A 12,892-nucleotide genomic window follows, 5' to 3' on the forward strand; every position below is an offset into this window, starting at 1 on the left:
GCCGGGTGCGCAGGTTCTGGTCGGGCGTGACCGGCCCTACCGGCGCCGTACCGCCGTGAAGCGGACCGGAGTGCCCGGGAGCGCCTGTGCCACAGCGGGGAGGTCGGCGGTGCGGACGACCCCGATCACCGGGTAGCCCCCGGTGGTCGGATGGTCCGCCAGGAACACCATCGGCCGTCCGTTCGGCGGGACCTGGACCGCGCCCAGCACCATGCCCTCACTGGGGAGTTCCCCCGGCCGGGCCCGTTCCAGGGCCGGGCCCTCCGTACGCAGACCGATGCGGTTGCTCGCCGAGGACACGCGGTACGGGCGTGAGGTGAACGTCCGTACCGCGTCGGGCGTGAACCAGTCGTCGCGCGGGCCCATGGTGACGCGCAGCACGAGTTCGGCGGGGGGCCGGGGCTGCGGGGCGACGTCCACACGCGCGTGGGGGCCGATCACGGGCCCCAGGGGAAGGACCGTGCCGTCCGTGAGGGGGGCGGGGCCGAGACCGGACAGCAGGTCGGTGGATCGGCTGCCGAGGACCGGCTCGACGGCGATGCCACCGGAGACGGCCACGTAGCCGCGCACGCCCTGTGCGGCCGCACCGACGTCCAGGACCGATCCGGCGGGTACGCGCACGGGCGCGCCCCAGGCGACCGGCCGTCCGTCGACGGTGACCGGGCAGGGCGCGCCGCCGACCGCCACCGTGACCGTGGAACGGGGCCGGACGGCGCAGCCGTTGAGGGTGGTCTCCAGGACGGCAGCGTCGGGCGTGTTCCCGACCAGCCGGTTGACGAGCGCCGCCGCGGGGGCGTCCAGCGCCCCCGAACGGGGCACGCCGAGGTGCGCGTGTCCCGGGCGGCCCCGGTCCTGCACGGTGGTCAGCGCCCCGGCGCGTACGACGACGAGCGCGCGGTCGGTCATGCGGCCGGCCCCGTCGCGACGAAGCGCACGCGCGTGCCCGGCGACAGCAGGGCGGCGGGCACGCGCGCGTGGTCCCACAGCACCGCGTCCGTGGTGCCGATGAGCTGCCAGCCGCCGGGTGACGAGCGCGGGTACACGCCCGTGTACGGGCCGGCCAGCGCCACCGCCCCGGCCGGGACGGCCGTGCGCGGTGTGGCCCGCCGCGGTACGTCGTAGCGCGGCGGGAGGCCGGTGAGGTAGCCGAAGCCGGGCGCGAAACCGCAGAACGCGACACGGAACTCGGCGGACGCGTGGACGGCGGCCACCTCGTCCTCCGCGACGCCCCAGTGGGCGGCGACGTCGGCGAGGTCCGGGCCGTCGTAGCGCACCGGGATCTCGACCACGTCCTGCGCGCGTGGGGGAGCGGGAGGGAGGTCGGTGGCGGTCAGTTCGGATGCCCAACGGACCGGGTCCTCCAGGCCGTCGAGGAGGACGGTACGGGCCGCGGGGACGATCTCCCGAACGGTCAGCGTGCCCTCCGCGCGGCGGCGCAGCAGCTCCGCGTGCAGGGCCTGGGCCTCGTCGCCCGAGGAGAACTCGACGAGCAGGGCGCTGTCGCCGACGGGCAGGGCCCTCATGCGAAGGCCTCCACCCGGACGCCCGACTCCTCCAGCCGCTGCCGCACCCGGCGGGCCAGCTCCACCGCGCCGGGCGTGTCCCCGTGCAGGCACAGGGAACGCGCGCGTACCTCGATGCGGGCGCCGGAACGGGCGACGACCGAGCCGGAGCGGGCGAGGCTCACCGAGCGCTCCACGACCGCGTCCGGGTCGGTGACCACGGCACCCTCCCGGCCGCGCGGCACGAGGGTGCCCTCGTCGGTGTACGCGCGGTCCGCGAACGCCTCGGTGACGGTCGGCAGCCCGGCCTTGCCGGCCAGCTCCAGCAGGCGCGAGCCGGGCAGGCCGAGCACGGGCAGGGAGCCGTCCGCGAGGAGCACGCCGTCGACGACCGCGCGGGCCTGCTCCTCGTCGTGCACGACGCGGTTGTAGAGCGCGCCGTGCGGCTTGACGTACGCCACGCGGGAGCCCGCCGCGCGGGCGAACACCTCCAGGGCGCCGATCTGGTAGGCCACCTCGGCCGCGAGCTCGGCGGGCGGTACGTCCATCGCACGCCGCCCGAACCCCGCGAGGTCCCGGTAGGAGACCTGGGCGCCGATCCGTACCCCGCGCTCGGCCGCCAGCTCGCACACCCGCCGCATGGTGGCCGCGTCCCCGGCGTGGAAGCCGCAGGCCACGTTGGCGCTGGTGACGACGGACAGCAGCCGCTCGTCGTCGGTCAGCCGCCAGCGGCCGAAACCCTCGCCGAGGTCGGCGTTCAGATCGATCGGTGTCATGGACCCTCGTGTCTCCTGTCAGGCCACGCGGTACTGCTCGTCGCGGGCGTCGGTGAGGAACATCTGCCCCGGTGCGTGCGTGAGGGCGAACGGAGGCCGTGAGGCCATCACCGCGGCCTGCGGGGTCACACCACAGGCCCAGAACACCGGGATGTCGTCCGGATCGGCGTCCACCGGGTCCCCGAAGTCGGGGCGGCCGAGGTCGTCGATGCCGAGGCCCGACGGGTCGCCGCAGTGCACGGGGCCGCCGTGCACCGCAGGGAGCAGACTGCTCTCCCGGATGGCCGCCGCCAGATGCCGCGGCGGAACCGGCCGCATGGACACCACCATCGGACCGTGCAGCCGCCCCGCGGAACGGCACTGACGGTTCGTCACGTACATCGGTACGTTGCGCCCCTGCTCGACGTGACGGATCGGGACGCCCGCCTCGGACAGCGCCCACTCGAAGGTGAAGCTGCACCCGATCAGGAACGACACCAGGTCGCCGCGCCAGTGATCGAGCACGTCCGTCGGCTCGTCCACCAACTCGCCGTCGCGCCAGACCCGATAGCGCGGCAGATCGGTGCGCAGGTCGGCGCCGTCCGCGAGGACCGTGTTGAACGATCCGGCGTCCGTCACGTCCAGCACGGGGCACGGCTTCGGATTGCGCTGGCAGAACAGCAGCATCTCGTACGCCCAGTCCGCGGGCACCGAGATCAGGTTGACCTGGGTGTGTCCCGCCGCGACCCCGGCCGTGGGGCCCGCCAGACCCTCCCGAAAGCGCTCCCGCGCGCTTCTCGGGCTCCACGCGTGCGCGTGCTCGTCGACGAGGGTCAAGGGGCGGTCGTGCGTGAGAGTGAGGGGGCGCTTGTCCGGGAGATCCAGCGAGCGGTCGTCCGTGAGGGTCGGGGCGCGGTGGCTCGTGCCGTGTTCCGTACGGTTCACACCAGTTCCTTTCCGCGCGTCTCCGGCAGCCCCAGCAGCGCCAGGGCCGCGATGCCGTAGCCGATCGCCCCGAAGACCAGCGCACCGCCCACGCCCCAACTGTCGGCCAGGAAGCCGACACTGGTGGGGAAGACGGCGCCGACAGCGCGGCCGGTGTTGTACGTGAAGCCCTGGCCCGTGCCGCGCACCGCCGTCGGGTACAGCTCACTCAGGTAGGAGCCGAAGCCGCTGAAGATCGCCGACATGCAGAACCCGAGCGGGAAACCGAGCACCAGGAGCAGGGTGTCGGCACCACCGGGGATGTTCGCGTACGCGAGGATGCACAGGGCCGACAGCAGGGCGAACAGCCAGATGTTGCGTCGGCGGCCCAGCCGGTCGGTGAGGTAGCCGCCGGTGAGGTAGCCGGCGAACGCGCCCGAGATCAGGAACGTCAGGTAGCCGCCGGTCCCGACGACCGAGAGGCCGCGCTCGGTCTTCAGATACGTGGGCACCCAGGTGGCGAGGGTGTAGTAGCCGCCCTGGACGCCGGTGGAGAGCAGCGCCGCGAAGACCGTGGTGCGCAGCAGACCGGGCCCGAAGATCGCCCTGAACGATCCCTTCCCGGTACTCGCCTCGCGCACCGCGACCGCCTCGGGGGCGTCCTGCACCCGGCGCCGCATCCACACGATGAGCAGCGCGGGCAGGGCGCCGGTCCAGAACATCACCCGCCAGGCCAGGTCGGCGCCGAGGAACGAGAAGACCAGCGTGTACACGATCGCGGCGAGCGCCCAGCCCACGGCCCAGGAACTCTGGATCGCGCCGAGCGTGCGGCCGCGGTGCTTCGCGCTCGCGTACTCAGCGACGAGGATCGCGCCGACCGCCCACTCGCCGCCGAATCCCAGGCCCTGCAGGGCCCTGAAGACCAGCAGCGTCTCGTAGTTGGGCGCGAAGCCGCAGGCGACGGTGAACACCGCGTACGTGATCACCGTGACCATCAGCGCCCTGACCCGGCCGACCCGGTCGGCCAGCACGCCCGCGAGGGCGCCGCCGATCGCGGAGACCACGAGCGTGACGGTGGTGAAGAGGCCGGTCTGGCCGCTGTCCAGGCCGAAGTAGGCGGCCAGGGCGACCATGCTCAGCGGCAGCGTGAAGTAGTCGTACGAGTCCAGCGCATAGCCGCCGAACGCGCCGGCGAAGGCGCGGCGGCCGCGCGGGCCGAGGGCGCGGAGCCAGCCGAACGCGCCGTCGTCGGCGGCGCATTCATCGGTTCCGGGCTGGGTTGCTGTGGTGAGGTCCTGCGGTGGAGGGGTCGTGCTCATGTGCACCTCGCAGAAGAGGAGGAGGGTGCTGGGAGTGAGCCGTGCCGTGCGGGGTCCGGGGTGCCGCGGTGGGGGCGGGGCGGGGGCCGTGAGTAGCACCGTAGGGGATCGTTCAACGATCCTTCAATACCCATGTTGTCTCGTTCTTCTGTCTGCGCTTGAATTCCGGGCATGGCAGAGCAGCTGGCGGGACTGGCCGACGACCGCGCCCTTCTGGGCCGCACCAGCACGGCCGAACGGGTGTCGGACATCCTCAGAAGCCGGATCGCGGACGGCTACTTCCCGCCCGGGACACGGCTGTCGGAGGACAGCATCGGCGGGGCGCTCGGCGTTTCCCGCAACACCTTGCGCGAGGCGTTCCGGCTGCTCACCCACGAACGCCTGCTCGTCCACGAACTGAACCGGGGCGTGTTCGTGCGCGTCCTGACCGTCGAGGACGTCGAGGACATCTACCGCACCCGCGCCCTCGTCGAGTGCGCCGTCGTCCGAGGACTCGGCGAGCCGCCGTACGCGCTGGAGAGCCTCGCGGCGGCGGTCACGGAAGGACAGCTGGCGTCCGTCCAGAAGGACTGGAAGGAGCTGGGCACGGCCAACATCCACTTCCACCGCGAACTCGTCGCGCTCGCCGGCAGCGAACGCACCGACGAACTGATGCGCAGCGTCTTCGCGGAGCTGCGCCTCGCCTTCCACGTCGTGGACGACCCCCGCCGGCTGCACGAGCCCTACCTCACCCGCAACCAGCAGATCCTCCAGGCCCTGCAGGCCGGGGACAGGGCCGGTGCCGAGAGGCTGCTCGCGACCTACCTCGACGACTCGCTGGCGCGGGTGGTGGAGGTGTACCGGCGGAGGGTGGGGGAGGAGGGCTAGGTCGTGTCTGCAAGGTAGCGCCGTCTGCCCGCAGGCCAGGCGGGACTTCGCGGACACGGCCTGGGCCGGGCGGGCCCGCCCTCGTCGTTTGGGCCGTTGTCAGACCGAGGACCTAGTCTGTGCACCGTGACTTCGCCTGCATCGACGGACAGCGTTCCGCCCCAGCTCAGCGCGGGGCCGCGCCCCGCACCGGGCCCGGCCGCCGACGAGGGGCTGGCGCGGCGGCTGCGCGCGCTCGCGTGCACGGCACCGATCCACGACCTCGACGCTCGCAAGGCCAACCTCGCCGGCGAGTACTCGGTCTACGGCATGGCGGAGATCGCCCTGGCCGCCATCGACCTGGTCACCCTGAACATGGACTTCGACACGGGCGCCGACCACGACCAGATCGTCGCCCGGCTCATCCCGCGCATCGCCGCCCAGGCCCCGAACCGGCCCGTCGCCGAGCACGAGCGGGTGGCCCGCTGGGTCCTGGAGAACCTGATCAACGTCGGCAGCGTCGACCGTGGCTTCCGCGCCGTGTACGGCACGTTCGCGCCCGACGGCAGCTATGTGCGCCGCGACTACGACTTCAAGCTGATCGAGGAGGTGCCCGGCTACGGCGGCAGCGTCTACCTCCGTACGACGGACGAAGCCGTCAACGTCCTCGTCGGCGCCCTCGACACCGACGTCACCAGCGCGCAGATCGCCGCCGAGGTCAAGCTGGAGGTGCTGATCAGCCGCGGTCGGCTCGCTGACGCGCAGCTGGCGGCCGAGCAGGCCCGCTACCGCACCGTGCAGTACTCCGAGACCCTGCGCAGGGCCCTGGAGGCGACCCGGCGCAACGTCCGCGCGGTGGACTGGCTCAACACGGTGCCCGACATGATCGCCGAGGCACTCGACCACGTAGCCGACCGTTACCGCCACGAGAACGCGATCCTCACCAACATCCGCAAGGCGCGCGACGAGTCCGAGGACCCGGAGAACAAGCGGCGCGCGGCCGAACTCGTCGACATCGTCAAGGACTGCATCCGCCGCCACACCCAGCTCCAGTCCAGGCTGCTGGAGGCCGGGCCCCTGTTCCGCGCCGAGCAGGACCGGCAGGCCTTCGCCACACCGATGACGGCATCGGGGATAGACCTGTACGGGCACCTCGTCGCGCCGGTCCTCCCGCTGCCGATGGAACAGGCGATCCGGGTCACCGACGCGTTCTTCGCGCGCGGGACGGGGTTGCGAACGCCGGTGTCCGTGCGAGTCGGTGACCTGGTCGACATACTGCTGACACCGCCGATGGAGCGGGAGCATCTCGGGGCGGAGATGCCCGAACCGGACCTCATCGCCACGCCGGACGACAGCCGGTTCAGCGAGGAGCAGCTGGCGGCGGCGATGGAGTTGCTGGACCTGCCCGCCGATGCGCCGCGACGCCTGTCGGGATTGCTGGCGGAGGCGCGTCGGTCCGATCCCGATCTGCCGTATCTGGTGGCGCTGTTGGCTGTTCATGCCGCCAGCCCGCCGGTGGGGACGGCGTATCGGCAGGGCGAGGAGAAGCTGTTGTTCGCCGTGGACGACGGGGTGGAGCTGGAGGATCCCGAGTTCGGTGGAGCGGATCTGATCGTGGGGACGGCTCTGCTGGACGCGGTGGGGATGGCGGCGGGTCGGACGGAGGCGGCGTGATGTCGTCGTTCGTGTGCGGGTTTTCGGTGGTGTGCCGCGTGCCCGGCGTCCCTGGGTGTGTTGCCCTGAGCCCTGATGACAAGTTCGAGGAGTTGCAGTCGTGAGTGAGCACGTCGAGTGGAGTGACGCGGAGGCCGCGGTGCCGTCGGCGTCCCCCGCCGTCACGCCCGCCGACGCCGCTGACGCGGCGCGGCTCGTCGCCTTCGGGCTGCAGCCCAAGCTGCAGCCCGCGCGCGACCAGGAGTACACGGAGTTGTTGCGGCGATACCGGGAGGACCCGCCGTTCGCGCGGCTCGCGGATGCCGTGGCGGCGGGGCTGGGGCTCATCGTGCTGGAGGTGTCCCCGCGCGCGGGGATGGCCGTGACCGCCGCCGAGGACTCGGTGTTCGCCGTTCGCATGGGTGACTACGCCCGGCGTACCTCCGCCGACTCCGGCGACCGGTTCCTGCACGGGCTGGCTCACCTCGCGGTCGCCGCCATGGCGTTCCCGCGTCCGGAGGACCTCGCTGACGACGGGTACATCGGGCGGGTCAGCGTCAACGGGGTGGACGCGTTCGTGCGGCAGGCGTGCCGTCGGCTGGAGGAGCGCGCCGAACTCCAGGGCGAGAACACCGACCCGGCCACCGAGGCGCCCGGCCTGGAGGCCGCCTGGCGGATCTGGGCCAGACGCAGCTCCACCGGTGCCACCAAGGACGCGCGCAGGCTGGCGGGTTCCACCACGGGCATCGTCGGCAAGGCGGTCGCGTTCCTCACCGACTCCGGGTTCCTGCAGCGCACCGGCGACGACAACGGCGGCACGTATCGGACGACGGCGCGGTACCAGCTCCAGGTGCGCGACATGGCGGGAAGCGCCGCCATGGCCGAGCTCCTCGAACTGGGCGTGGTCCCGATGACCGACGGCACGCCGACGCTGCTGCCCGCCGAGGAAACCGAGGCCCTGGACCTGGTGGCCGACGCCGGACTGCCGTTCCACTCCTGAAGCACCGGAGCACCGGAGCACCAAAGCTCCCGAGGCTTCTGAACCCCCTGATCTGCCGAAGATTTACGAGAGTCCGCCATGTACGAGCTGTCCCGGGTCCGCCTCTACTCCATCGGGCCCGCCGGTGCGCGTTACGCCGACACCGTGCTTGACCTGCGGGGTGTGGGCGACATCGTGCCCGACCCCGCCCCCATGCAGGCGGAGTTCTTCGAGGAGGAGCCCGTCGGCCCGCCGCGCCGGCCCGCGCCCGCCGGTGTGCTCTTCCTGGAGAACGGCGGCGGCAAGTCCGTACTGCTCAAGCTGATCTTCTCCGTGATGCTGCCGGGTCACCGCAACACCCTCGGCGGCGCCAGTTCCGGTGTGCTGCGCAAATTCCTGCTCGCCGACGACTGCGGGCATGTGGCGCTGGAGTGGCAGCACGTGCTGACCGGCGAGTGCGTGGTCGTCGGCAAGGTGAGCGAGTGGCGCGGGCGCCAGGTCTCCAACGACCCGCGCAAGTTCGCCGAGGCCTGGTACTCGTTCCGGCCCGGCCCAGGACTGACCCTGGACAACCTGCCCGTCGCCGAGTCCACAGCGGTACGGCCGTCCGTCGAGGGTCAGTCGGGCGCTCAGGGCCGTCGGCGCACCATGAAGGGGTTCCGGGACGCCCTCACCGAGGCCGGCAAGGCGTACCCGTACCTGGAGGTGCACTGGGAGGAGATCCACGACCGGTGGATCGAGCACCTCGGTGACCTCGGGCTCGACCCGGAACTCTTCCGCTACCAGCGCGAGATGAACGCCGACGAGGGTGAGGCCGCCGGCCTCTTCGCGGTCAAGAAGGACTCCGACTTCACCGATCTCCTCCTGCGGGCCGTGACGGACACGCGTGACACGGACGGCCTCGCCGACCTCGTCAGCGGCTTCGGCAACAAGCTCGGCCGACGCGCCGAGCTGATCGCCGAACGGGACTTCACCGCCGGGTCCGTCGACCTGCTCGGACGGATCGTCGAGGCCGCCGAGGCCCGCTCACGCGCGCGTGACGTCCACACCGGGGCCGAGCGCCGTACCCGCACCCTGGCCAGGCGGCTGTCCGCGCGCGCGGTGCGGGAGCGCGCACGGGCCACCGACCTCGCCCAGCGGGTCACGGCCGCCGCACACGCCGTGACGCACTCCGAGGGCGCCCGAGAGCGCAGCGCGCTGATCGCGGCCGAACTCGCCTACCGGCACGCCTCGTTGGCGCTGGCCGCCGCCGAGAAGTCCGCCGCCGCGCAGAAGCGTGAACTCGCCGACGCGCGCACCCTGCACTCCGCCTGGCAGGCGGCCGAGGCCGTCCTGCGCCACCGTGCCGCCGCCGACCGTGTCGCGCGCGTGTCCGCCGCGATCCAGGAGGCCGAGCGGGACGCGGCGCCCGCGCTCGCCGCCCGCGCCAAGGCCGCCGTCGACCTCGTGCGGGCCCTGCACGCGGCCGCCGAGAGAGCCGAGAGCCACGCCAATGAGGAGGAGGAGCGGTCCGCCGCCCTCCAGGAGGTCGGCGAGGCGGCCCACCGGGACTCCACGTCCGCGGCGACCGACGCCCAGCGTGCCCGCAGCGAGGTCGGCCATCTGCGCCAGCGCCTGACCGAGGTCGAGGAGGAGACCGCCGAGGCGGTGCGCGCGGGCTGGCTCGACGACAGCGCGCCCGACGCCGACCCCGCGCGCGCGGCCCTCGCGGCCAGCGACGCCGAGAAGGCCGCCGTCGCCGCCTGGGACACCGCGCGGGAAGCCTCCCGCAAGGCCACCGAGCACGCGCGTGAGACGGCCTCGGCCGAGTCCCGCGCGGAACTCACGGCGGCCCGCGCGGCCGACGCGGCCACCGCGGCGGAACGCTCGTACGAGGCCGAGCGCCGCATCGCCGAGGGGCTGGCGGCGGAGGACCGGCTGGCGGAGCTGCTGAGCCTGCCCGCCGGCTCAGGCGAGGGCCGCGGCACGGTGCCGGCCCCCCGGGCGGAGGCCGACGGCACCGGCGACGGGACCTCCGCGCGGCGTTCCGCCACCGAGCCCGACGCAACGCCCCCAGCGCCGCACTCCGGTGCCCTCACCGAAGGCACGCGGCCCACGCCCACCCCCCTCAGTCGCGGCGACCTGGCGGACGGCCTCCTCACCCCCGAGGACCTCGACCGCTTCGCCGACGAACTGCGCGAACTCCTCGACGACGCGGTCTCCTCCGCCGAGCGTCAGCTGTTCGAGATGCGCACCGCGGCCGCCGACGACTCCCGGATCCTCGGTGCCCTCGGTGACGGCGGACTGTTGCCGCCCGGCCCGGACGTGCTCGCCACCGTCGAGTTCCTCGGCGAGCACGGCATTCCCGCGCTGCCCGGCTGGCGCTACCTCGCCCAGGCCGTCGACCCCACCGACCACGCGCGCGTGCTGGCCGCCCGCCCGGAACTGGTCGACGGCGTGATCATCACCGACCCGGACTCGCACGCGCGGGCCCGCGAGGCGCTCAGCGACGCCGCGCTGCTGCCGAGGTCCGCCGTGGCGGTCGGCACGGCCGCCGCCCTGCTCGCACCGACCCCGGCACCGGACTCGGACACCGGCGACGTCTTCCTCGTACCGCCGAACCCGGCCATGCACGACGAGCACGCAGCCGACGAGGAGCGGCAGGCGCTGCGCGCGCGGGCGACCGAGCGGGACGAGGAGATCCGCACGCTCGCCGCCCGGCTCGGCAAGGACCGTGAGCTGGCGGCGCGGCTCGCCTCATGGCGTACCGGCTGTCCGGCCGGGCGGCTCCTGGAGCTGGCCGAGGGTGCCCGGGAGGCACGCGCGTTCGCCGAGGAGGCGGAAGCCGAGCTCGCCGAGGCGCGGACCGTGCGGGCGGAGGCCGACGAGGCCGCCGCCGAGGCCGCGCAACTGCGGGACGAGCGGCAGGAGGCCGCGCAGAAGGCCCGGCGCGCCGCCGACGCCCTCGCCGGACTCGCCTTCCGGCTGCGCGAGCGTGCCGGCTGGCAGGTCAAGCTGCGCGAACTCGCCGACGAAGCCACCGAGTCGGAGGCCCGGGCCCAGTCCTGCCTGGAGCGGGCTCGCGCCGCCGACGAGGACCGGCGCGCCGCGCAGCGTGCCGCCGACGACGCCCGCCGTACCGCGCGTGCGCTGCGCGCCGAGCGCTCCGAGATCGCCGGCGCCCCCGACGACGTACCGGAGGACGACACGGACGGGCCCAAGGCGTCGCTGCCCGCCCTCCGCGAGGCCTACCGGGCCGCCTCGCAGGTCTACGAGAAGGTCGGCGTCGGCGCCGACCTGCGGGCCGAGCAGGCCCGCGCGGAGAGCGACGAGAGCGCGGCCCGGGCCGATCTGGACCGGCTCAGCAACAAGGTCCGTACGCGCGCGGAGCAGCTGCTCCAGTCGCCCGACGGCTCCGACGGACCGTCCCGGCAGGCCGCCGCCGCGCGCGCGGAAGAGCTGGTGCAGCTCCTGGAGACCCGCATGTCCAGCGCGAGCGAGCAGCTCGGTCGGCTGCGCGGCGAGGCCGAACGGCACGCCCCCGAGGACGGCCAGGCTCACACCGAGCTGCCGGAGGACCAGCAACCGCGCGACGCCGAGCACGCCCAGGCACTCCTGCGGACCGCGGCCACCGAACTGGCGTCCCGCACGGAGGCGTTGGCCCAGGCCCGGGAGGCGCACGCCGAACTGCTCGACGCCCACCGCGCCGCCGAGGACGCCGTCGGCGGCTTCGAGGAGACCGCCGCGATGCTGCGCGACCTGCTGCGTGAGCACGCCCCGGAGGAGGAGCAGGAGGAGCCCGAGCCGTACCCCGGCAGCCTGGACGAGGCCCGCCAGTCGGCCGCCGAGGCCCGGCGTTCGCTGCGCGGGTGCGCCGCCGACCTGTCCGCGGCCGAGTCGGCCGTGCGCGAGGCGAGCGACATCCTCGTCCGGCACGCCAACTCCACCCGCTACGAGCAGGTACGCACCCCCGCGCGCCAACAGATCCGCGAGCTGCCCGCCGCAGCGCTGCCCGAGCATGCCCAGAAGTGGGCGGACGCCTTCGCGCCCCGACTGCGCGTCCTCACCGACGAGTTGGCGCAGCTGGAGCGGAACAGGGACTCGATCGTGGACCGGCTCAGAGGGCTCGTCGAGTCGGCCCTCGCCACGCTCAGGTCCGCCCAGCGCCTCTCCCGCCTCCCCGAGGGGCTCGGGGAGTGGTCCGGGCAGGAGTTCCTGCGCATCCGCTTTGAGGAGCCCGATCAGGCCACGCTCACCGAACGGCTCGGCGAGGTCATCGACGAGGCGACCCGCGCGGCCGTGAAGAAGAACTCCGACCTGCGGCGCGACGGCATGTCGCTGCTGCTGCGAGGAGTCGCCGCCGCCCTGCAACCCAAGGGCGTCGCCGTCGAGATCCTCAAGCCGGACGCCGTGCTGCGCGCCGAGCGCGTGCCCGTCGGGCAGATGGGCGACGTGTTCTCCGGTGGTCAGCTCCTCACGGCCGCGATCGCGCTGTACTGCACGATGGCCGCACTGAGGTCGAACGACCGGGGCCGCGACAAGCACCGGCACGCCGGAACCCTGTTCCTCGACAACCCCATCGGCCGCGCCAACGCCACCTACCTGCTGGAGCTCCAGCGGGCGGTCTCCGACGCCCTCGGCGTGCAGCTCCTCTACACCACCGGTCTGTTCGACACGACCGCTCTGGCGGAGTTCCCGCTGGTCATCCGACTGCGCAACGACGCCGACCTCAGGGCGGGCCTGAAGTACATCAGCGTGGAGGAACACCTCCGCCCGGGATTGCCCCAGCAGCCCCAGGCGGGGGAGGCGGTGCACAGCGAGATCACGGCGACGAGGATGTACAAACGCCCCGCGCCGACCACCGGTTGATCCGGCGCGCTCCCTCGGCTCGGCCCACGCCCTCCTTCAGTCGGCCGTCTGGGCGGTGAGGGGAGC

General features: G+C 73.5%; 9 protein-coding genes. 4 read left to right on the top strand and 5 right to left on the bottom strand.

Going from position 1 to position 12,892, the window contains the following annotated elements:
• Nucleotides 1–36: 36 nt before the first annotated feature.
• From ACGFNV_RS27105 to ACGFNV_RS27125, 5 genes are read right to left on the bottom strand one after another with little or no spacing between them, the layout of a single operon-like run.
• The gene (locus ACGFNV_RS27105; RefSeq protein ID WP_393625608.1) at nucleotides 37–906 is read right to left on the bottom strand and encodes a biotin-dependent carboxyltransferase family protein; all 870 of its coding nucleotides are present in this window, start codon (nucleotides 904–906) and stop codon (nucleotides 37–39) included.
• Complete coding sequence (locus ACGFNV_RS27110) at nucleotides 903–1,523, bottom strand: allophanate hydrolase subunit 1 (protein WP_393625610.1); 621 nt, start codon at nucleotides 1,521–1,523, stop codon at nucleotides 903–905. The genes ACGFNV_RS27105 and ACGFNV_RS27110 overlap by 4 nt, the downstream gene beginning before the upstream one ends.
• Complete coding sequence (locus ACGFNV_RS27115) at nucleotides 1,520–2,278, bottom strand: LamB/YcsF family protein (protein WP_393625612.1); 759 nt, start codon at nucleotides 2,276–2,278, stop codon at nucleotides 1,520–1,522. The genes ACGFNV_RS27110 and ACGFNV_RS27115 overlap by 4 nt, the downstream gene beginning before the upstream one ends.
• Before the next feature lie 18 nt (nucleotides 2,279–2,296).
• On the bottom strand, nucleotides 2,297–3,142 hold the full coding sequence (locus ACGFNV_RS27120) for a putative hydro-lyase (protein ID WP_393625687.1): 846 nt from the start codon (nucleotides 3,140–3,142) through the stop codon (nucleotides 2,297–2,299).
• Between the two features lie 56 nt (nucleotides 3,143–3,198).
• Nucleotides 3,199–4,500 carry an MFS transporter gene (locus tag ACGFNV_RS27125; protein WP_393625614.1) on the bottom strand — a complete coding sequence of 434 codons (1,302 nt, stop codon included), beginning with the start codon at nucleotides 4,498–4,500 and terminating at the stop codon, nucleotides 3,199–3,201.
• Between the two features lie 171 nt (nucleotides 4,501–4,671).
• Here ACGFNV_RS27125 and ACGFNV_RS27130 point away from each other — a divergent pair, with 171 nt between their 5' ends.
• The 4 genes from ACGFNV_RS27130 (at nucleotide 4,672) to ACGFNV_RS27145 (ending at nucleotide 12,826) form a co-directional block, all read left to right on the top strand.
• Nucleotides 4,672–5,367 carry a GntR family transcriptional regulator gene (locus ACGFNV_RS27130; RefSeq protein WP_393625615.1) on the top strand — a complete coding sequence of 232 codons (696 nt, stop codon included), beginning with the start codon at nucleotides 4,672–4,674 and terminating at the stop codon, nucleotides 5,365–5,367.
• Between the two features lie 126 nt (nucleotides 5,368–5,493).
• Nucleotides 5,494–7,020 (top strand): hypothetical protein, encoded by a 1,527-nt coding sequence (locus tag ACGFNV_RS27135; RefSeq protein ID WP_393625617.1) that lies wholly within the window; start codon nucleotides 5,494–5,496, stop codon nucleotides 7,018–7,020.
• 100 nt (nucleotides 7,021–7,120) lie between these two features.
• Nucleotides 7,121–7,999 (top strand): hypothetical protein, encoded by an 879-nt coding sequence (locus ACGFNV_RS27140; protein ID WP_393625619.1) that lies wholly within the window; start codon nucleotides 7,121–7,123, stop codon nucleotides 7,997–7,999.
• A 78-nt stretch (nucleotides 8,000–8,077) separates the two neighbouring features.
• Nucleotides 8,078–12,826, top strand: coding sequence for a hypothetical protein (locus tag ACGFNV_RS27145; RefSeq protein WP_393625621.1), 4,749 nt, complete (start codon nucleotides 8,078–8,080; stop codon nucleotides 12,824–12,826).
• The last annotated feature ends 66 nt before the right edge of the window (nucleotides 12,827–12,892 follow it).

Origin of the sequence: Streptomyces sp. NPDC048751 (assembly GCF_043198595.1) — a bacterium.
Classification (GTDB): Bacteria; Actinomycetota; Actinomycetes; order Streptomycetales; family Streptomycetaceae; genus Streptomyces.